This window comes from Pseudomonas sp. PDM18, from assembly GCF_014852585.1.
Taxonomy (GTDB): domain Bacteria; phylum Pseudomonadota; class Gammaproteobacteria; order Pseudomonadales; family Pseudomonadaceae; genus Pseudomonas.
Genome location: NZ_JACVBX010000026.1, coordinates 1 through 19,639 on the forward strand (window position 1 = coordinate 1; position 19,639 = coordinate 19,639).

A 19,639-nucleotide genomic window follows, 5' to 3' on the forward strand; every position below is an offset into this window, starting at 1 on the left:
ACAAGGGGCGGTGCCCGAAGGTCGCATTAGTGGCATGCATGCGCGTACTGATCGTGCGGATCAACGCGATGGTGAGAGACGGCACCAGTTGGAGGACAGGTGCCGTGTGAAGACAGTTGCTCCTACAGGTTCAGTGCAGCTGGAGTGTCGACGTCGCGCAGAACGCCTGAATCGCTCACGTCCAACGTCACACAGCGATCACGGTGCGCCTGCACGACTACCCGAGCGCCTTCGTCGCCGCTGAGTTGCATCAGCGCCGGCCAGAACTCGCGGCCGAACAGCACAGGATGGCCGCGCTGGCCGTCGTGAAGCGGGAAGAGAATGGTCGAGGCACCGGCCGCTTCGGCTAATGCACGCAGAGTTTGCGAGGTGATCCATGGCATGTCGCCCAGCAGGATCGCCACAGCCTCAGCCTGGGAATCACCCAGTGAGGCCGCGCCGGCCGCGAGGCTATGCCCCATGCCCAGCGCGGCGTCCTGGCTGTGGACAATCCGGCAGCCAGCGGGCAGGCCAAAATCTTCGGCGCGCTCACCATCACGCAGCACCACCCGGACTTCATTGAATACCGCCTGCGCACGTTCGACGCTGTGCGCCAGCAGGCTGCGTCCATCAGGCAGGGTCGCGCGGCGCTTGTCTGCGCCGAAGCGCGAGCCCTGGCCGGCGGCCAGGACCAGCGCCACGACAGTCACAGCGCCTCGCGGGCGATGCCGCTGCGGGTGCGCAGGATGTCGGCGAGCACGGCCAGGGCGATTTCCGCCGGAGTCTTGCTGCCGAGGTTGAGGCCGATGGGGGCATGCACGCGCGCCAGATCGGCGTCGTTCAGACCGCCGATACGGTGCAGGCGCTCGCGGCGCTTGTCGGAGGTGGTGCGCGAACCCATCACGCCGATGTAGAACGCTTCGGTACGCACGGCTTCGAGCATCGCCAGGTCGTCGATCTTCGGATCGTGGGTCAGGGCGACCACGGCGGTGTCCGCGTGGCAGCCGCCGTTGGCGATGAAGATCGACGGCAGTTCGCGGCGAATTTCGATGCCGTCCAGCACCACGCCGTCCAACGCCTCTTCGCGGGGATCACAGAGGATCACCTCGAAGCCCAGGCCCTTGCCGAACTCTGCACAGAAGTGCGCAACGCTGGAGTAACCCGCCAGCAGCAGGCGCTGCGCAGCGCCGACGCGCAGACGCACCCGGGCTTCGTCACGCTCCACTCGCGGGCCGTGCTCGTGGTCGTCGCTCAGGCGGCGGCTGCCGTCCTGCAGGTTCACTTCGCGCAGCAGGCGGCGCTGGCCGAGCAACGCTGATTCCAGTTCACGAAGGTGGGCCTGCACGTCGCAATCGGCCGCGAGGTTTTCCACCAGCACGTCGAGAATGCCGCCGCAGGGCAGGCGGATATTCGTGCGGGTGTCGGTGCCGTCGCCGTAGCGGACGACGACTACCGGTTCGCTGAACTCACCCTCGGCGACGCGTTCGAGAAAGTCATCCTCGACACAGCCGCCGGACAGCGAGCCGACCCACTGGCCGCTGGCGTTGACCGCCAGCAGCGAGCCCGGCGCGCGGGGCGCCGAGCCGTAGGTGAAGAGCACGCTGCACAGCCACACGCGCTGGCCCGCGTTGGACCACTGGAGCGCCTGCCGGACGACTTGCAGATCGAGATGCTGCACGACTCACTCCGCCTTCAGTTGAGCGACCTGTTGTACGCCCATGTCACCCGGCAGGCCACCCCAGGCCTGGCGCAGGTAGTTGATCAGGTCCGTGAGCTGCTCGTCATTGAGCTTGTCGGCAAACCCCGGCATCGGCTGCATGCGCTCGAAACCGGTGAACTGCTGCTCGCGGATGCCTTCGACGATGACCTTGGCCAGGTTGCGAGAATCGGCCAGGCGCAGGGTGGTGTTGCCCTGCATGGCCACGGCGATGTGCGGCTTGCCCTCGCCATCGTTGCCGTGACAGCCGGCGCAGACGTTGAGGTACTGCTGGCGGCCACGCTTGGCGCTGTCGCTGAGCTGGTCCTCGGCAACCGCCTTGACCACCTTGGCCTGCGGTGGCTGCTCGCCGAGCAGGTAGGTGGACATGGCGGCCAGGTCCTCGTCACCCAGGTGCTGGGTGCTCAGGTGCATCACCGGGAACATCTCGTTGAACATGCTGCCCTGTGGGCTCATGCCATGCTTGAGGAAGCCAGTGAGATCGGCGCTGGTCCAACCGCGCTCGGCCAGGTCCTGGGCCAGCAGGCTCGGCGCGCTGTAGCCGTTGAGCAGGCCGCCGGTGAGGCGCTTGTCCTGCTCCAGGGCGCCAATCTGGTTGCGCGGGGTGTGGCACTCGCCGCAGTGGCCGAGCACTTCCACCAAGTACTGCCCGCGCTGGTACGCCGCGCTCTTGCCCTCGGTGTTTTCCAGCTGGACGCTCTTGCCGTAGAGCATGTTCCAGCCGGTCAGGCCCAGGCGCACATTGAACGGGAAGCTCAGGCTAGTTTCCGGCGCGGCGCGATGCACCGGCGTCTGGCTCATCAGGTAGGCGTAGAGGGCATCGCTGTCCTCGCGCTTGATGAGGTGATACGAGGTGTACGGCATGGCCGGGTAGAGGTTGGCGCCGTCCTTGCGCTTGCCCTCGGTGAGGGCGGCGAAGAACTCGTCGGCGCTGTAATTGCCGATGCCGAAGTCCTTGTCCGGGGTGATGTTGCTGCCATAGATGGTGCCGAACGGCGAGTGGATCGGCAGGCCACCGGCGAACGGCGCGCCGCCCTCGGCGGTGTGGCAGGCCATGCAGTCGGCGGCGCGGGAGATGTACTCGCCGCGCTTGATCAGCTCCTGGTCAGCGGCTTGTGCGCTGACCGCCAGGCCGAAGCCGACTGCCAGCGCGAGGCCGGAAAGAATGCGCTGCATGCTCAACCCTCCTTGACCAGGCCGAGATCGGTCAGCACTTCACGGGTGGCGTCGTAGTAACGCACGTACCCGGTGCAGCGACAGATGTGGTGGCCAAGGCTCGCCTCGATGGTCGACTCCAGTTCGCTCTTCTTCAACGGCTGGCGCTGGGCCTTCTCCACCAGCACGGTGGCGGCGTTGACGAAGCCCGGTGCGCAGTAGCTGCACTGGAAGGCGAAGCGATCGACGAACTTCTGCTGGATCGGGTTCAGCTCCTTCACCGAACCGTCTTCCTCACGCTTGGCGTGGCCCTCGATGGTGCGCACTTTCTTGCCTTCGAAGTAGTGCGCGCCGGTGATGCAGGTGCGCACTTCCTCGCTGGTGCCGTCGGGGTTGTCGACGATCACCACGCAGGCATGGCAGATGCCCTGGCCGCAGCCCAGGCGAGAACCGGTGAGGTTCTGGTATTCATGCAGGTAGTCGATCATCGGCAGGTCCTCGGGAACCTCGACCGGACCGACGGTTTGACCATTCAGGGTCAGGTTGAGCGGACGGTTAGCCATTGAGGGCCTCCTTGATGCGAGCGGGGGTGATGGGCAGGTCGCGGACGCGCTTGCCGATGGCGTGGGCCACGGCGTTGCTGATGGCGCCGACCACCGGGATCATCACCACTTCGGCGATGCCCTTGGACGGGTCGCTGGGCGAGAGAGGCGGAAGGATTTCCGAGCTCTGCTGCCAGACGGCCACGTCTTTCGCCTTCGGAAGACGGTAGCGGTTGAAGTTCCAGTCGCCCTCGCCTGGGCCACCCTCGTATAGCGGCATGTCTTCGAGCAGTGCATGACCGATGCCCATGGCGGTGCCGCCTTCGATCTGGCCTTTCACCAGTTCCGGCACCAGCACGCGACCGCACTCGATCCAGCTGTGGTGGTTGAGCACGCTGACTTCGCCGTTGCCCTTGTTCACCTTCAGCTCGACGATGGTCGCCACCGGGCTGTAGTAGGTCACCGCGGCGTTGTTCAGCTGCACCGGCGGATAGGCCACGTTCTGGCGGTCCAGCAGGTGGAAGCCGGCGCTGTTCATCTGCGCTTTCTTCATGCCCGGAGCGCCGTCGCCGTATTTCACGGCCAGGGCGTCCAGGGGCAGGCGGTCACGCACGCCGTCGATGACGAAGTCGCACTCTGCCCAGCTCCAGCGGTTGAAGCCATGGACAGTGGCGCCGGTAACCAGGCCCTTGTCGTGGGCGACCTGGGCCAGCTCGGCGAACGACAGCGGTTGCAAGCCGTTGGCGGTGAGTTTGCCGTCGACCCAGTGGGCGTCTTCGCGGCGCACCACCAGCGGGTTGGCCGCGCCGTTGAAAGGACCGCGACGCCATATTTCCAGGGCCGCCGGCCACAGGCCGTGGTTGAACAGCACACGCGCCGCTTCACGGGTCGCGTGGCTGAAGTAGTAGGCCGAGTTGGTCGCCGACGACGCCGAGGCGTACTTGCCGACCCAGCGCGGGTTGCGCAGCTTCTCGTCCTGGGTGGGCTGGTTCATGGTGTAGGGGTCTTCGCCGCTGAGCAGCTGAAGTTCCGGCCACTCGGTCTCGGCGGTCTTCATCTCGTCCGCCGGTTTGCCGAGGAAGTCGGCCACCACCAGCGCCTGGGAAGTGGACATGCCGGTGCCGATCTCGATGCCGATATGGCGCATGTGCACCTTGCCCTGGGCATCGAACTCGATGCTCGCCATGGGCGCTTCGGAGCCGGTGCCGAAGTCCTTCTGGCAGATGGCGAAACCAACGCCGTACCAGTGATCCGGGTCCTTGGCGTCCATCTCTTTCTTGCGCGCGTCGCGGGTCTTCCACCACTCGTGGGCGGCGGCCTTGTCGAGGATCTCGTGCAGGCGCAGGGCGCCGGCGGGGATTGCGCCCTGGGTGTTCTTCATGCCGGATTTGAGCGCGTTGACGCGGCGCAGCTCGATGGCATCGACGCCCAGGCGGCCAGCGATCTCGTCCACCATCATCTCGGTGGCGGCCATGCTCTGCAGGGTGCCGTAGCCACGCATGGAACCGGCCTCGACGGCGCGGGAATGGTAGGCGGTGACCTGCAGGTCGTTCTGCGGCATGTAGTAGATCGACTGCGCCGCGGTGGCGCCCACAGCGGCCACGGACGGGCTGTAGTTGATGCGCCCGCCGCCGTCCACGCTCATCTCGGTGCGGAAGATCTTGAAGGTCATGTCCTTCTTGTCCACCGCCAGCTGGTAGCGAATGTCGAACGGGTGGCGCTTGATGCCGCTCTGGAACTGCTCGTAACGGTCATTGGCCAGGCGCACCGGTACACCGTTGCCATACAGCGCAGCCAGGGCCGCATAGAAGACGAAGATGTTGTGGTCCTTGGAGCCGTAACCCACGGTGTAGCCGGGGTGCATGTTCAGCTTGGCCAGGCCGAAGCGCGACGGGGCGATCATGTGCGCCGTCTCGAAGGCAGCCTCGAACGGGCACTGGGTGGCGACCACGAAGTGCAGGGTCTTGCTCGCCGGGTCGTACCAGCCGTTGCCGTTGTCCGGCTCCATGGCGGCCGGTTCGATGGACGGGGTCTTGTAGCGCTCGTCGAAGACCAGCCAGTTCTCCGGCGGGTTGTCGATCTGGTCCTTGATCTTCTGCGCGTAGAACAGGCCCTGCTCGGTGAGATCACCGTGCTGGTTGGGCTGCTGGTTCCACACCGGTTTGCGCTCGCGGATCATCGGGAAGAGGATCGAGTCCTTGAGGCTGGAGAACTCGTCCGGATCGGCCGAGGTCGCGCCGCCGACACGTACGTAGCGGAAGCTGCCGTAAGGGTCGCCCTGGTACAGCGGGGCCTGCGCGCCGTAGCGGATCGCCTTGTCGTTGAACTTCATCTTCAGCTTGGCCTGACGGAAGCGCTCGAAGTCGTTCCAGATCAGGATGGCCACCGGGTGGCCGATGAACATCGGCACCTTGCCGCGCGGCAGCAGCGGGTCCGGGGCGTGGGCTTCGGGGAAGACGATGCCGTCCTTGTCCAGGTCCTCGGCGGTGACGATGCGGTCAGGCTGCAGGTCGGTGCCCAGCCAGGCGAGGTCGATACCGTCGAAGATGCGATCGGCCTTGATGGTCTTGAGCAGCATGGCGTGGCCCTGCTGCTGCGGCCAGCCGGGCATGTCCTTGGCGCGGATGTCACGGGCGAACACCTTGTTGCCGCAGACCTTGGACAGCGCGTCGTTACGGAAGCGCGCCTTGCCGTCGTGGCCCATCCACTGCTGGGGGGAGACGGTGACGGAGTTCTCCATCAGGGCAGCGAAGGCCCGGCTGCCGAGCGGCGCCATGGTCACGCTGACACCGGCAATCAGCCCGCCTTGCAGGAAGGCGCGCCGGGAAATATCACGGTTGGACATGGTTCATCCTCTGAGCGGTGAAGGTCCGCCCATGTCGTTTTTTCTGTGCGGGAGAGAGTTCGGAGGACGCGGAATCGCGGGCGTCTCGGGGATGGCGCCGAAGGAAAGATCCTGCAGAAAAACCTGACTCTTCTGTCAACTTTAACGCACCTCAATAGTGCGAAGCAAAGTCAATCGGGCGGCTTGTCGCGGCGATGAAAATTTTAGTCGACGCATCGAGACGATTAGCCAATTGCGGATTTCGCCGACGACAGGCGTAAAAGTGTTACAGCGTGCTACGCTGCGCAGCCCTTGCTTAGCCTCCTAACGAAAGCACTTTTCCATGACCGCCGAAGCCACGTCCCTGCTGCGTCATCGCCCCTTCCTCGCCTTCTGGCTGGCCCGCGTCTGCACCGCCAGCGCCTTCCAGATGATCACTGTGGCCATCGGCTGGCACATCTACGAGCTGACCCACAACGTGCTCGACCTCGGCCTGGTGGGACTGGTGGAATTCACCCCGCGCGTGCTGTTCATGCTGCACACCGGTCACGTCGCCGACCGCTACGACCGCCGACGCATAGCCTCGCTCTGCCAGATCGGCCAGGGCCTGATCGCCGTGGCGCTGGTGGTGGGTGCCAGCACCGACAACGTGACCCGCGAGATGATCTTCGTGATGGCCTTCCTGCTGGGCACCGCGCGGGCCTTCGAGATGCCCACCACCCAGGCGCTGCTGCCGAACATCGTGCCCACCGCACTATTCCCCCGCGCAGTGGCGGCGTCCGCCTCGGCGATGCAGGCCGCGACCATCGCCGCGCCGGCCTTCGGTGGCTTCCTCTATGCCTTCGGCGCCTTCTGGGTCTACATGCCCACCGCAGTGCTGTACTTCATCGCCTGCACCCTGGTGCTCACGCTGCCCAAGCGCCAGGCGCCGGCTGCGCAAGGCAAGGCGACCCTGGAATCGCTGCTGGCCGGCATCCGCTTCATCCGCAGCCGCCCGGACATCTTCGGCGCCATCTCCCTGGACCTGTTCGCCGTGCTGCTCGGCGGCGCCACCGCGCTGCTGCCGGTGTTCGCCAAGGACATCCTGCTCACCGGTCCCTGGGGCCTGGGCCTGCTGCGTTCGGCCCCGGCGGTGGGTGCGCTGCTGATGTCGTTCTGGCTGGCGCGCTTCCCCATCGAACGCAACGTCGGGCGGATCATGTTCCTCGCCGTAGGCATCTTCGGCGTCACCACCATCGCCTTCGGCCTGTCGACGTCCTTCTGGTTCTCCCTGGCGGTGCTGGTGGTGCTGGGCGCGGCGGACATGATCAGCATGGTCATCCGTGGCGCCTTCGTGCAGCTGGAAACCCCGGACGAGATGCGCGGCCGGGTCAGCGCGGTGAACGGCCTGTTCATCGGCGCCTCGAACCAGCTGGGCGAATTCGAATCCGGCCTCACCGCCCACTGGCTCGGCACCGTGCCGGCCGTGGTGCTCGGCGGGGTCGGCACGCTGGTGGTCACCGGGGTGTGGATGAAGCTGTTCCCGACGCTGGCCAGGCGCGACAAGTTGCACTGATCGCCACGCCGCGCGCTCCTACAAAAACCAATCCCGACCGCTGGACAAAAAATCCCCCGCCGGAAGCACCGGCGAGGGATGTGGGAACGGACGCTGCGAGCAGCGCCCGGATGGGATCGATTGCGTGAAACTAGTGCGGTGTGCCCAGCCCCGCCGCGCTCATGAACAGGCGCATCAGCCAGGCAGCGATACCCAGGCCGGCGACGCTCAGCGCCCAGATCAGCACCAGCCAGCCCAGTCGCTTGCGCAGCGGCGCCTTCTGCTGTTCCTCGTGAGTCATGCTGCGCACCTCTAGTGGTAGCCGTCGCCGTGCTTCACCTTGCCGCGGAATACGTAGTAGCTCCACGCGGTGTAGACGAGGATGAACGGGATGATGAACAGCGCGCCCACCAGCATGAAGCCCAGGCTCTGCGGCGGGGCCGCGGCGTCCCAGATCGACATCGACGGCGGGATGATGTTCGGCCATAGGCTGATACCCAGCCCGCTGTAGCCCAGGAAGATCAGCGCCAGGGTGAGCAGGAACGGCTTCACGTGGTCATTGCGCGCCACCGAGCGCAGCAGTCCGTAGAAGGTCAGCAGCACCAGCAGCGGTACCGGCAGGAACCAGAACAGGTTCGGCAGGCTGAACCAGCGCTGGGCGATGTCTTCGTGAGCCAGCGGGGTCCACAGGCTGACGATGCCGATCACGGCCAGCAGCACCAGCGCCAGCGGCTTGGCCAGATCATGCATGCGCTCCTGCAGGCGGCCTTCGGTCTTCATGATCAGCCAGGTGCAGCCCAGCAGGCTGTAGGCCACGACCAGGCCGAGGCCGCAGAACAGCGGGAACGGCGCCAGCCAGTCCAGCGAACCGCCGGCGAAGGCGCGGTTTTCCACCGGAATACCTTCGATGAAAGCCCCCAGCGCCACGCCCTGGAAGAAGGTCGCCACCAGCGAGCCTGCGATGAACGACTTGTCCCACAGGTGACGCTTGTTGGCCCGAGCCTTGAAGCGGAACTCGAAGGCCACGCCGCGGAAGATCAGCCCGACGAGCATCAGGATCAGCGGCAGGTACAGCGCCGAGAGCACGGCTGAATAGGCCACCGGGAAGGCGCCGAACAATCCCGCGCCGCCCAGTACCAGCCAGGTCTCGTTACCGTCCCAGACCGGCGCGACGGTGTTCATCATCACGTCGCGGTCGCCTTCGTCCTTGAAGAACGGGTAGAGCATGCCGATGCCCAGATCGAACCCGTCCATCACCACGTACATCATCACGCCGAAGATGATGATGATCGCCCAGATCAGCGGAAGATCGATTCCCATGGCTCAGTTCCTCCCTGCCGGGCTTGCGTTGTCATCGTCGTCGAAGTCGTCCTCGGCAGCCGACAGCGGCCGTGCCGGAGTGCGCTTCTGACCGGCGCCGCCGTGGCTGGTCTCGCGGCCTTCGTGGGTGACCGGACCCTTGCGCACCAGGCGCATCATGTAGCCGATGCCCACGCCGAACAGGGTGAAATACACCAGCACGAACATCACCAGGGTCAGGCTCATCTGCGTGACGCTGTGGTTGGACACCGCATCCGAAGTACGCATCAGCCCGTAGACGACCCACGGCTGGCGACCGATTTCGGTGGTGAACCAGCCGGCGAGGATCGCGATCAGGCCGGATGGCCCCATCCACAGCACCAGATGGAGGAACGCGCGGTTCTCGAACAGGCGCTTGCGCCAGCGCAGCCAGACGCTCCACAGGCCCACCAGGATCATCAGCAGCCCCAGGCCGACCATGACGCGGAACGACCAGAAGATGATGGTGGAGTTGGGCCGGTCGGCTTTCGGGAAGTCCTTCAGCGCCGGGATCGGCTCGGTGAGGCTGTGGTTCAGGATCAGGCTGCCGAGCACCGGAATCTCGATCTTGAAGCGGGTTTCCTCGCGCTCCATGTCCGGCCAGCCGACCAGTATCAGCGGCGTCGGGCCGCCTTCACTGTTGTCCCAATGGCCTTCGATGGCGGCGATCTTCGCCGGCTGGTGCTTGAGGGTATTCAGGCCGTGGGCGTCGCCCACCATGGCCTGGATCGGCGCGACGATCAGCGCCATCCACATGGCCATCGAGAGCATCTTTCGGATCGCCGGGTTGTCGCGGCCGCGCAGCAGGTGCCAGGCCGCCGAGGCGCCGACGAAGAAGGCGGTGGCGACGAACGAGGCGATCGCCATGTGCAGCAGGCGATAGGGGAAGGACGGGTTGAAGATGATCGCCAGCCAGTCCACCGGCACCACGATGCCGTTGACGATCTCGTGGCCCTGCGGGGTCTGCATCCAGCTGTTGGAGGCGAGAATCCAGAAGGTGGAGATCAGCGTGCCGATGGCCACCATCACTGTGGCGAAGAAGTGCAGGCCCGGACCGACACGGTGCCAGCCGAAGAGCATGACGCCGAGGAAGCCGGCTTCGAGGAAGAACGCCGTGAGCACTTCATAGGTCAGCAGCGGGCCGGTGACGCTCCCGGCGAAGGCCGAAAAGGCGCTCCAGTTGGTGCCGAACTGGTAGGCCATGACGAGTCCGGAGACCACGCCCATGCCGAAGTTGACGGCGAATATCTTCGACCAGAAATGATAGAGGTCGCGGTAGACCTCCTCATGGGTCTTCAGCCACAGGCCTTCGAGCACCGCCAGGTAGCTGGCGAGGCCGATGGTGATGGCGGGGAAGATGATGTGGAAGGACACGGTAAAGGCGAACTGGATCCGGGCCAGGTCGAGCGCCTCTAATCCGAACATGACGATTCCTCTTCAGGCTGACGCCCGCCACTACCTGGGCCGGGCACCTTGCCATGCGCATGCGCAGGGCGTTCTTGCGTGATGTCTGTATTTCCAATGACTCAGTTTCGAGCCACCGATCTGGCGTCGGTTCGGGTTCTTTTTGCCGCCCAATCAGAATGGACCACCATCTGCATTGACGCCGCTCAAGAAACTGCATCGATCTTACGCGCCCACCGGTCGCGGGCTGGAGTGGTGGGTTGCCGCGCGACGGGGTGTCGCGCGACAGGTTGTCTCAGGGGAGACCGCGACCTCCCTTATGAACAAAATCGAATATGAAAATGAAAAATTAATATTTTATTGGAATAACAAGTGCGGGTAACTTTCGCTGCAACCGCTGCCGAGTGAGCTGCGGAAAAAAGAATCCACCGCCCGTACGAAGGCCCCATCCCGGCCGGCCCGGACGCCAGCGGTCATCTGCCCCACAAGGACATCGCAATGAAAAAGCTGCTGCTTCTGACCGCCCTCGCCGCTGCCTTCACCACTTCCGCCTTCGCCAACGAGAAGCTCGTTGTCGCTGCCACGCCGATCCCCCACGCCGAGATCCTCGAGCTGATCAAGCCGACCCTGGCCAAGGAAGGCGTGGACCTGGAGATCAAGGTCTTCACCGACTACGTGCAGCCCAACGTGCAGGTCGCCGAGAAGCGCCTGGACGCCAACTACTTCCAGACCAAGCCGTACCTGGACAACTTCAACTCCGGCAAGGGCACCAACCTGGTCACCGTGACCGGCGTGCACGTCGAGCCCTTCGGCGGCTACTCGAAGAAGTACAAGTCCATCGACCAGCTGCCTGACGGCGCCACCGTGGCCATCCCCAACGAAGGCAGCAACAGCGGCCGCGCCCTGCTTCTGCTGCAGAAAGCCGGCGTGATCAAGCTGAAAGATCCGAGCAACGCCCTGGCCACCCCGAAAGACATCGCCGAGAACCCCAAGCACCTGAAGTTCAAGGAACTGGAATCGGCCCTGCTGCCGCGCGTGCTGGACCAGGTCGACCTGGACCTGATCAACACCAACTACGCGTTGGAAGCCAAGCTCAACCCGGTGAAGGACGCACTGATCCTCGAAGACCGCAACTCGCCCTACGTGAACTACCTGGTGGCGCGTCCGGACAACAAGGACAGCGATGCCCTGAAGAAACTCTCCGCCGCCCTGACCAGCCCGGAAGTCAAAGCCTTCATCGAGAAGAAGTACAACGGCGCCGTGGTGCCAGCCTTCTGACCCGTCGCCCGGCAGACTGCCGGGCGCAACGACTCCCACGCTGGGCGCACCTCGAGTGCACCCGCTTCAACGCCGGTGGGCAGGTTCCACCGGCGTTTTTCTTTCCAAGGACCTGCCATGAGCGACCACGCCAAAGGCCCCTCCACCCGCGCCGTACATGCCGGCCACGATGCCGACCGGCGCATGGTCACCCGTGCCAAGAGCCAGCCGATCTACCAGAGCTCGGTGTTTGTCTACGACTCGCTGGAGCAGGTCGACGACTTCCTCGCAGGCAACCCCGACAACTACATGTACACGCGCATCGGCAACCCCAACCACAGCGCCGTGGAAGAACTGCTGCGCGAGCTGGAAGGCGGCGAGGACGCGCTGTTCTCCGCCTCCGGCATGGCGGCCATTTCCGCCGCGCTGCTGGGCGTGCTTGGGGCCGGGGACCACCTGATCGCCAGCCGTGAGCTGTACGGCACTACCCAGAGCCTGATCGAAAAGGAACTGACGCGCTTCGGCATCGCCTCCAGCCTGCTCGACCTCAACGACCTGGCGGCGGTGGAAGCGGCAATCACCCCGACCACGAAGCTGATCTACACCGAGACCGCCTCCAATCCGCTGGTACGCATCAGCAACGTCCCGGCGCTGGCCGAGCTAACCCATCGTCACGGTCTCAAGCTGCTGGTGGACAACACCTTCCTCTCGCCGGTGCTCTACCAGCCGCTGCGCGATGGCGCCGACCTGGTTGTCCACAGCACCACCAAGTACCTCAACGGCCACAGCGACGCCATGGGCGGCGCGCTGGTCGGCGATGCGCAGTGGATCGCCGCCGCGCGGCGCTTCCAGATCAACGCCGGCGGTAGCGCCAGCCCCTTCGAGAGCTGGCTCAACTTCCGCGGCGCCAAGACCCTGGCCCTGCGCATGAAGGCCCACTCGCAGAACGCCCAGGCACTGGCCGAAGCCCTCGAAGCGCACCCGCAGGTCGACCGTGTGTTCTACCCCGGCCTACCCTCGCACCCGGACTTCGAACTGGCGCAGCGGCTGTTCCGCAAAGGCCATTCGGGCATGTTGAGCTTCACCCTGAAGGGCGGCCTCGACCAGGTCGACACACTGATCGGCGAGCTGCAACTCGCTGCCTTCGCCCCATCGCTGGCCGGCGTTGCCAGCAGCATCACCCACCCCGGCAAGACCTCGCACCGCGCGCTGTCCGCCGAGACCCTGACCGCGCTGGACATCCATGACGGCACCATCCGTGTGTCGGTGGGCATAGAGGACAGCGAGGACATCGTCCGCGACTTCCTGCAGGCGCTGGACGCGCTGTAGAAGCAGAAGGAGAAACACCATGAATGCACCCCACGCGCCGCTACCACTGCTGACCTTCCCCGACGCCGACAAGAGCCCACTGAGCATCCGCGCCAAGGCGCTGGTGTTCTTCGACCCGCGCTCCCATGAAGTGCGCGACGAGGTGGAGCGCCTGGCGCCGCTGCCGCAGCCGGTGCTGATCCACGGCGAGACCGGTACCGGCAAGGAGCTGCTGGCTCGCCACATCCATCGCGCCAGCGAGCGCCCCGGCCTGTTCGTCGCGGTCAGCTGCAGCGCGCTTAGCCGCAACTACGCCGACGCCGAGCTGTTCGGCTACGCGCCCGGCGCGCACAACGGCCCGGTGGGCAGCCGCGCCGGCTGGTTCGGTTCAGCCAACGGCGGCACGCTGTACCTGGACGAGATCGCCGACCTGCCGCTGTCGCTGCAGCAGAAACTGCTGCGCGTGCTGCAGGAGCGCGAAGTGCTGCGAGTAGGCGCGCGCGAACCGGTGCCGGTGGACGTGCGCCTGGTCGCCGCCACCAGCATCGATCTGGGGCAGGCGGTGAAAGCGGGAAAATTCCTCGAAGGGCTGCAGCAGTATCTGCACGACGGCAACCTCACGCTGCCGCCACTGCGCGAACGCATCGGCGATATCCAGCCACTGGCCGAATACTTCCTCGGCGTGCATGCGCAAAGGCTGGAACTGCCGGTGCCGCAGATCGCCACGGATACGCAGCGCGCACTGGAAGGCTATTCGTGGCCGGGGAATATCCGCGAGCTGGAGAACGTCATCCATTTTGCCCTGCTGGTCAGCCCGGACGAGGAGATTCGGCCGGAGCACCTGAACTTTTCAGGCGGCGTGGCGGGGTCAGGCGGCGTGGCGGGGGCGGAGGGCGTATCGGGACCAGGTAGCGTGGCGGAAGCCAGCGAAGAGGCGCTGGAGCGTCTGGTGCGCCAGCCCGGCGTCGAAGTGCAGCTGCGGGCGCTGCTGCAACGCCTGGAGCACGAGCGCGGCTGAGTGGCCGCGCTGTAGTCGCCAGCGCGACCCGAAGGGCCGCGCACAGGCGACTGCATGCAACTGGGGGGATTACTTGGTGGCGGTGTTCGAGTGAGCAACCACCGGGGTGCACGACGGGTTGGTCAGCTTGGCCGGATCGGTCAGCAGGCCCGGCATCATGCGCGAGGTGCAGTTGAACACGCGGCCTTTGGTGGTGGTGGCGACGTAGGAGAGTTCCTGGGCACCGAGGGCGTCCGGCTGACCGGCTTTGACGTCGCTGACGACCAGTTCGTCGGAAGAGGCCAGGCCAATCATTTGAGCGGTGGCGGCTTGCAGCGGAACGATGGCCTGGTTGGTGGTCATGGTCTGGCAACCGGCCAGCGAAGCGAAGAGTGCAGTGGCAATGGCGATGCGTTTGAAGTCCATCTCGAAATACTCCCTGTTGGTGGTTTTTTGTCTTGCGGGGGGAGACTAACGGAATCGGCAAGTCAATCGCCATAGCCGTTTCACATGTTTTTCACGAAAAATTGCACACCCGTTCAAGCTTCCTGACTGCAACCCGCTCTATTCCGGCAACTGTGCTATGCGAAGAACTGTTTCACCCGCCTGACAACCGGTAATCGCGGCAAAGCCAGATATGACGCTGAACCGTTTCACCTTTAGCGACGAACGGTCGCAGTGAAAGGCTTTGCCGAGTAACAGGTCGGCAGGAGGGAATCCTGAACAAATAGTCAATTTCAGGACTATTTACCGCAAAAAAACAGCATTGCAGTCTCATCGACCACATCAATACCGCTCATCAAGACCATTCACTTCTTTTTGTCACAATCTTCAGGGAAAATGGCTATCAGGCGGTCGGGACCCATTTTCCCCGGCGCCATTGGAGACTATCGTGACCAGCTTTGCCGCTCTTGCTAACTTCTTCGCCGCCACCGCTTTTCTGACCGCGCCCGCGAAGGCCGACCCGGAACGCCGTGAAATCCGTGAGGCGAAAAAGAACCGCCGCAAGTAAAGCAGTACCCGCTCCGCTCGGCCCTCGAACAGGGCCGGCGGCGGGACCATCGGTCCCGCTGATTGGCCTTTCAGGGCTCAATCGTGTTTTCATTGAATGCTTGTTCAAGGAAAACTTCGAGGGACCCCGCCCGTTTTGTCCGTTGCACAATCCTCCCCGTCCGTAACACCCTCCCCCGCCATGCGCATGAATCCACCGGTCTTCTACGGTGCGGCCGCGCTGATCCTTCTCTTCGCCCTGATCGTCATCGCCCAGCCGCAACAGGCAGGTGAATGGCTTCTCGCCGCGCAGTCCTGGGCCGCCGACAGCGTCGGCTGGTACTACCTGCTGGCGATGACGCTGTACCTGATCTTCGTGGTGGTCACCGCGCTTTCCGGCTACGGAAAGATCAAGCTCGGTGCCGACCACGACGAGCCGGAATTCAGCTACCTGTCCTGGGCCGGCATGCTGTTCGCCGCCGGCATCAGCATCACCCTGTTCTTCTTCTGCGTATCCGAGCCGCTGACCCACTTCGCCCAGCCGCCGCAAGGCGAGGCCGGCACTCCGGAAGCGGCACGCCAGGCCATGCAGCTGCTGTTCCTGCACTGGGGCCTGCACGGCTGGGGCGTGTTCGCCCTGGTGGCGATGGCGCTGGCCTACTTCGCCTACCGCCACAACCTGCCGCTGGCGCTGCGCTCGGCGCTCTACCCGCTGATCGGCAAGCGCATCAACGGCCCCATCGGCTACACCGTGGATTGCTTCGGCATCATCGCCACGGTGTTCGGCCTGGGCGCGGACATGGGCTTTGGCGTGCTGCAACTCAACGCGGGCCTCGACTTCCTGTTCGGCATCGCCCACAGCCACCCGGTGCAGATGACGCTGATCGCGCTGATGATGGGCGCGGCAATCTTGGTCGCCGTGTCGGGTGTCGACAAGGGCATCCGTCTGCTGTCGGACATCAACATGCTGCTGGCCTGCGCGCTGCTGCTCTTCGTGCTGTTCGCCGGCCCCACCCAGCACCTGCTCAATACCCTGGTGCAGAACATCGGCGACTACCTCGGCGCGCTGCCGACCAAGAGCTTCGACCTCTACGCCTACGGCAAGGACGGCAGCGACTGGCTGGGGGGCTGGACGGTGTTCTACTGGGCCTGGTGGATCGCCTGGGCGCCCTTCGTCGGCCTGTTCATCGCGCGCATCTCGCGTGGGCGGACGATCCGCGAGTTCGTCTTCGGCGTACTCTTCATCCCGCTGGGCTTTACCCTGGCGTGGATGTCGATCTTCGGCAATAGCGCCCTGGACCAGGTGCTCAACCACGGTTTCAGCGAACTGGGCCGGGTGGCGATCAGCGATCCGTCCATGGCGCTCTACCAGATGCTGCAGAATTATCCGGCCAGCCGCGCGGTGATCGCGGTGACGGTGCTGGTCAGCTTCGTCTTCTTCGTCACCTCGGCGGACTCCGGCACCGTGGTGCTCTCCACCCTCTCCGCCCATGGCGGCAGCGCCGACGACGACGGCCCGAAGTGGCTGCGGGTGTTCTGGGGCGTGGCCACCGCACTGGTCACCGGCGGCCTGCTGTTCGCCGGCAGCATCGATGCGCTCAAGTCAGCGGTGGTGCTGACTTCGCTGCCATTCTCGCTGATCCTGCTGCTGATGATGTGGGGCCTGCACAAGGCGTTCTACCTGGAGTCCCAGCGTCAGCGTGCACGCACCCATTCGCTGGCACCGCCGCCTTCGGCAAAGCCCGGCGGCTGGAAGCGGCGCATCTCCCAGGCAGTGCACTTCCCTACCCGCGACGAGGTGTACCGCTACATGGTCGATGTAGTCAGCCCGGCGATCGCCGAGGTTTCCGAGGTATTTCGCGAGAAGGGCCTGCAAGTGGATTCGGACCTGGACCTGAGCAACCTCGAAATAGGTCTGGAGATCGGCCACGGCGCGCAGCATCCGTTCCTCTACCAGGTGTCGATGCGCGGCTACTTCACCCCATCCTTCGCCCGCGCCGGCATGGGCGGCCTGCACCTGAAGAACCGTCGCTACTTCCGCGCCGAGGTGCACCTCTCCGAAGGCAGCCAGGACTACGACCTGATGGGCTATAGCAAGGAGCAGATCATCAACGACATGCTCGACCAGTACGAGCGGCACCTGCAGTTCCTGCATCTGGTGCGCTAAGCCCGTACACCCACGAAAAAGGCGCCCGCAGGCGCCTTTTTCGCATTACGGCCAAGGGTCAGGCGCGGGTGCCGGTCAGCACCTTGCGGTAGAACAGCACGCAGATCGCCACGAAGACCACCAGGCCCAGCCATTGTGCGGTGTCTTCGAAGCCGTCGCCGACCAGCGCCAGCGGCGCGGCAGAACCCGTGGCGCCGATGATGGCGGCGAGCAGGATGCCCATCAGGCTCTCGCCGACGATCAGTCCGGAGGCCAGCAGCACGCCACGGCGCTTGGGCTCATCGGAGAACTTATCCACATCCTTGCCGGCAGTTGCCGCACGCTTGGCCAGGGCGGCTTCCAGCAGCCAGCCGATCACCGCGCCCACTACCAGGGTCATACCGATGGTCGGCGGCAGGTAGATGCCCAGGCCGACGGCGAGTACCGGCAGGCTGGCCTTGCCGGTGCGGCGCAGCAGCACGTCCACCAGGATCAGCGCGATGCCCAGCGCCACGCCGATCAGGATCATGTTCCAGTTCAGCGCATTGTGGAAAATCCCGCTGGCAATCGCCGTCATCAGCGTCGCCTGCGGTGCGGCCAGAGCGGCGTTCGGGTCCATGCCCTCGCGCGGCAGCGCGCCGGTGAAGCCGTAGGCGTTGAACAGCAGTTCCAGCACCGGCGGGATTACCAGGGCACCCACCAGGCAGCCGACGATCAGCGCCACCTGCTGGCGCCACGGGGTTGCGCCGACCAGGTAGCCGGTCTTCAGGTCCTGCAGGTTGTCGTTGGAAATCGCCGCGATGGCGATTACCACCGAGGTGGTGAACAGCGCCAGGGCGATGGCCAGCTTGCCGCCCTGCTGGTCGAGGAAGCCGGCTTCCAGCGAGCCGACGCCCAGGATCAATAGCGACACCAGTATCACCGCGATGATGCCGATCCCGGAGATCGGGCTGCTCGACGAGCCCACCAGGCCGGCCATGTAGCCGCAGGCGGCGGCGATCAGGAAGCCGAAGAAGAAGGCGAAGATCACGCAGACCGTCACCAGGCCCCAGAAGCCGAAGCCGTGCAGGTCCGGCGCGGCCTCGCCGAGGAAGTAGGAGAACACCACGAACAGCGCTACCAGCAGCACGCCGGCGATGGTGACGATCCACTTCGCCGACAGGTCCTGCTCGGTGCGCAGGTCGCTCACTTCACCGCGCCCGCGCACGGCGCTCAGCGACGACCAGACGCCCTGCACCATGGGTTTGAACAGGGTGGCCAGGGTCCACAGCGCGGCAATACCGATGGTGCCGGCGCCGAGGAAGCGCACCTGGCTGCTCCACAGCTTGGTGGCCAACTCCGGCAGGCTCTGCCCGGCGGCCAGCACGCTGTTAACCGAGAGCAGCGGCACGGCCACGCCCCAGGCGATGACCACGCCGATCAGGATGGCGATACCAGCGGTAATGCCCATCAGGTAGCCGGCGCCCACCAGCGCCAGGGAGAAACCGGTGGACAGGCGGAACGCCGCCTGCCCAGCGGTGAGCCAGAAGCTGAAGCCTTCGGCGAGCACCTTGAAACCGCTGCTGAGCAGGCTGAATGCGGCAGCGACCACGCCACCGGCGAGGATGTCGCGCAGGCCCGGACCGCCGGCCTTGGTCGGCTTGCCGGCCTTCTCCTCTTCCTCGTCCTGGCTGCCGACACGCAGGATCTCCGCGGCGGCCACGCCCTCGGGGTACGGCAGGCTGCTCTGCACCACCATTACCCGGCGCAGCGGAATGGTGTAGAGCACGCCGAGGATGCCGCCGATGGAGCAGATGGCGGCGGTCTGCCAGAACGGGAAGCCGCTCCAGTAGCCGATCATCAGCAGGCCGGGAAGGATGAAGATGATCGAGGACAGGGTGCCGGCCGCCGAGGCCTGGGTCTGCACCATGTTGTTCTCGAGAATGTTGGAGCCGGAGAAGTAGCGCAGCACGGCCATGGAAATGACCGCCGCGGGGATCGACGAGGCGAAGGTCAGGCCGACCTTGAGGCCAAGGTACACATTGGAAGCGGTGAACACCACGGTAATCAGCGCGCCGAGGATCAGGCCGCGAACCGTCAGCTCGGCGAGGTTGGACTCGTCGGGAATCCTTTCTTGCATGTAGGCAATCTCTTAATGAAGCGAAACTGCCAAAGCGTAGGACAGTGCACCATCCACCGCGACCCAGAATGGCGACGAATGCGGTCTGCGGTGCGGCTTCGTTGCCGCAAGTCACGGGGATGGCGGGAAATTCCCAGGTAAAGCAGGACTGTGGGAGCGAGCTTGCTCACCCATGAAATCGGCGTTATGCGGTTCGCGAGCAAACTCGCTTGTATGGCGTTAGGGTAGGAACCTGTCGGGGGTGGAGGGACAAGACCCGCTTCTGCAAGCCAGACGGTAGGAGACTTCCCCCACCCACGCGCTCACGACAAGCGCCGATAAGGAATCCA

15 protein-coding genes and 1 pseudogene are annotated in these 19,639 nt (G+C 65.0%); 6 read left to right on the forward strand and 10 right to left on the reverse strand.

Features of this window, described 5'->3' with window-relative positions; translation table 11 throughout:
• Window positions 1-110 (forward strand): annotated as a pseudogene (locus IB274_RS29790) (IS110 family transposase); the annotation flags it as partial.
• Between the two features lie 12 nt (window positions 111-122).
• Here IB274_RS29790 and IB274_RS29180 read toward each other — a convergent pair.
• The 5 genes from IB274_RS29180 to IB274_RS29200 are packed head-to-tail and all read right to left on the reverse strand — an operon-like array spanning window position 123 to window position 6,238.
• Complete coding sequence (locus tag IB274_RS29180; RefSeq protein WP_192436250.1) at window positions 123-689, reverse strand: NTP transferase domain-containing protein; 567 nt, start codon at window positions 687-689, stop codon at window positions 123-125.
• A complete protein-coding gene (locus IB274_RS29185) occupies window positions 686-1,657 on the reverse strand; it encodes an XdhC family protein (RefSeq protein ID WP_192436251.1) in 972 nt (323 codons plus the stop codon). The genes IB274_RS29180 and IB274_RS29185 overlap by 4 nt, the downstream gene beginning before the upstream one ends.
• A 3-nt stretch (window positions 1,658-1,660) precedes the next feature.
• Window positions 1,661-2,872, reverse strand: a complete 1,212-nt coding sequence (locus IB274_RS29190) for a cytochrome c (RefSeq protein ID WP_192436252.1) — start codon at window positions 2,870-2,872, stop codon at window positions 1,661-1,663.
• Window positions 2,873-2,874: 2 nt separating this feature from the next.
• Window positions 2,875-3,414 carry a (2Fe-2S)-binding protein gene (locus tag IB274_RS29195; protein WP_024764769.1) on the reverse strand — a complete coding sequence of 180 codons (540 nt, stop codon included), beginning with the start codon at window positions 3,412-3,414 and terminating at the stop codon, window positions 2,875-2,877.
• Window positions 3,407-6,238 carry a xanthine dehydrogenase family protein molybdopterin-binding subunit gene (locus IB274_RS29200; RefSeq protein ID WP_192436253.1) on the reverse strand — a complete coding sequence of 944 codons (2,832 nt, stop codon included), beginning with the start codon at window positions 6,236-6,238 and terminating at the stop codon, window positions 3,407-3,409. Before IB274_RS29200 ends, IB274_RS29195 begins: the two co-directional genes overlap by 8 nt.
• Before the next feature lie 322 nt (window positions 6,239-6,560).
• Between IB274_RS29200 and IB274_RS29205 the strand changes: the two genes are divergently transcribed.
• Entirely contained in the window at window positions 6,561-7,772 is a 1,212-nt protein-coding gene (locus IB274_RS29205; RefSeq protein ID WP_192436254.1) for an MFS transporter, read from the forward strand.
• 130 nt (window positions 7,773-7,902) lie between these two features.
• Here the strand turns inward: IB274_RS29205 and IB274_RS29210 are convergent, their stop codons facing one another.
• The 3 genes from IB274_RS29210 to IB274_RS29220 are packed head-to-tail and all read right to left on the reverse strand — an operon-like array spanning window position 7,903 to window position 10,514.
• Complete coding sequence (locus tag IB274_RS29210) at window positions 7,903-8,052, reverse strand: DUF2474 domain-containing protein (RefSeq protein ID WP_151188408.1); 150 nt, start codon at window positions 8,050-8,052, stop codon at window positions 7,903-7,905.
• A gap of 11 nt (window positions 8,053-8,063) precedes the next feature.
• Window positions 8,064-9,071, reverse strand: a complete 1,008-nt coding sequence (cydB, locus tag IB274_RS29215; RefSeq protein ID WP_192436255.1) for a cytochrome d ubiquinol oxidase subunit II — start codon at window positions 9,069-9,071, stop codon at window positions 8,064-8,066.
• A 3-nt stretch (window positions 9,072-9,074) separates the two neighbouring features.
• Window positions 9,075-10,514, reverse strand: coding sequence for a cytochrome ubiquinol oxidase subunit I (locus tag IB274_RS29220; RefSeq protein WP_192436256.1), 1,440 nt, complete (start codon window positions 10,512-10,514; stop codon window positions 9,075-9,077).
• Between the two features lie 477 nt (window positions 10,515-10,991).
• Here IB274_RS29220 and IB274_RS29225 point away from each other — a divergent pair, with 477 nt between their 5' ends.
• The 3 genes from IB274_RS29225 (at window position 10,992) to IB274_RS29235 (ending at window position 14,076) form a co-directional block, all read left to right on the forward strand.
• Entirely contained in the window at window positions 10,992-11,771 is a 780-nt protein-coding gene (locus IB274_RS29225; protein WP_192436257.1) for a MetQ/NlpA family ABC transporter substrate-binding protein, read from the forward strand.
• Between the two features lie 117 nt (window positions 11,772-11,888).
• The gene (locus IB274_RS29230) at window positions 11,889-13,079 is read left to right on the forward strand and encodes a trans-sulfuration enzyme family protein (protein WP_192436258.1); all 1,191 of its coding nucleotides are present in this window, start codon (window positions 11,889-11,891) and stop codon (window positions 13,077-13,079) included.
• A gap of 19 nt (window positions 13,080-13,098) precedes the next feature.
• Window positions 13,099-14,076, forward strand: a complete 978-nt coding sequence (locus IB274_RS29235) for a sigma 54-interacting transcriptional regulator (protein ID WP_192436259.1) — start codon at window positions 13,099-13,101, stop codon at window positions 14,074-14,076.
• Window positions 14,077-14,145: 69 nt separating this feature from the next.
• Here IB274_RS29235 and IB274_RS29240 read toward each other — a convergent pair whose 3' ends face one another.
• A complete protein-coding gene (locus tag IB274_RS29240) occupies window positions 14,146-14,481 on the reverse strand; it encodes a hypothetical protein (RefSeq protein WP_192436260.1) in 336 nt (111 codons plus the stop codon).
• A gap of 772 nt (window positions 14,482-15,253) precedes the next feature.
• Between IB274_RS29240 and betT the strand changes: the two genes are divergently transcribed.
• On the forward strand, window positions 15,254-17,212 hold the full coding sequence (gene betT / locus IB274_RS29245; protein ID WP_192436261.1) for a choline BCCT transporter BetT: 1,959 nt from the start codon (window positions 15,254-15,256) through the stop codon (window positions 17,210-17,212).
• A gap of 58 nt (window positions 17,213-17,270) precedes the next feature.
• Here the strand turns inward: betT and IB274_RS29250 are convergent, their stop codons facing one another.
• Window positions 17,271-19,310 carry an OPT family oligopeptide transporter gene (locus IB274_RS29250; protein ID WP_192436262.1) on the reverse strand — a complete coding sequence of 680 codons (2,040 nt, stop codon included), beginning with the start codon at window positions 19,308-19,310 and terminating at the stop codon, window positions 17,271-17,273.
• Window positions 19,311-19,639: the final 329 nt, after the last annotated feature.

Coding starts and splice junctions, on each gene's coding strand:
- cydB (WP_192436255.1), bottom strand. CDS start 9,071: ATGGGAATCGATCTTCCGCTGATCTGGGCGATCATCATCATCTTCGGC.
- betT (WP_192436261.1), top strand. CDS start 15,254: ATGAATCCACCGGTCTTCTACGGTGCGGCCGCGCTGATCCTTCTCTTC.
- IB274_RS29190 (WP_192436252.1), bottom strand. CDS start 2,872: ATGCAGCGCATTCTTTCCGGCCTCGCGCTGGCAGTCGGCTTCGGCCTG.
- IB274_RS29240 (WP_192436260.1), bottom strand. CDS start 14,481: ATGGACTTCAAACGCATCGCCATTGCCACTGCACTCTTCGCTTCGCTG.
- IB274_RS29195 (WP_024764769.1), bottom strand. CDS start 3,414: ATGGCTAACCGTCCGCTCAACCTGACCCTGAATGGTCAAACCGTCGGT.
- IB274_RS29250 (WP_192436262.1), bottom strand. CDS start 19,310: ATGCAAGAAAGGATTCCCGACGAGTCCAACCTCGCCGAGCTGACGGTT.
- IB274_RS29200 (WP_192436253.1), bottom strand. CDS start 6,238: ATGTCCAACCGTGATATTTCCCGGCGCGCCTTCCTGCAAGGCGGGCTG.
- IB274_RS29235 (WP_192436259.1), top strand. CDS start 13,099: ATGAATGCACCCCACGCGCCGCTACCACTGCTGACCTTCCCCGACGCC.
- IB274_RS29210 (WP_151188408.1), bottom strand. CDS start 8,052: ATGACTCACGAGGAACAGCAGAAGGCGCCGCTGCGCAAGCGACTGGGC.
- IB274_RS29225 (WP_192436257.1), top strand. CDS start 10,992: ATGAAAAAGCTGCTGCTTCTGACCGCCCTCGCCGCTGCCTTCACCACT.
- IB274_RS29205 (WP_192436254.1), top strand. CDS start 6,561: ATGACCGCCGAAGCCACGTCCCTGCTGCGTCATCGCCCCTTCCTCGCC.
- IB274_RS29230 (WP_192436258.1), top strand. CDS start 11,889: ATGAGCGACCACGCCAAAGGCCCCTCCACCCGCGCCGTACATGCCGGC.
- IB274_RS29220 (WP_192436256.1), bottom strand. CDS start 10,514: ATGTTCGGATTAGAGGCGCTCGACCTGGCCCGGATCCAGTTCGCCTTT.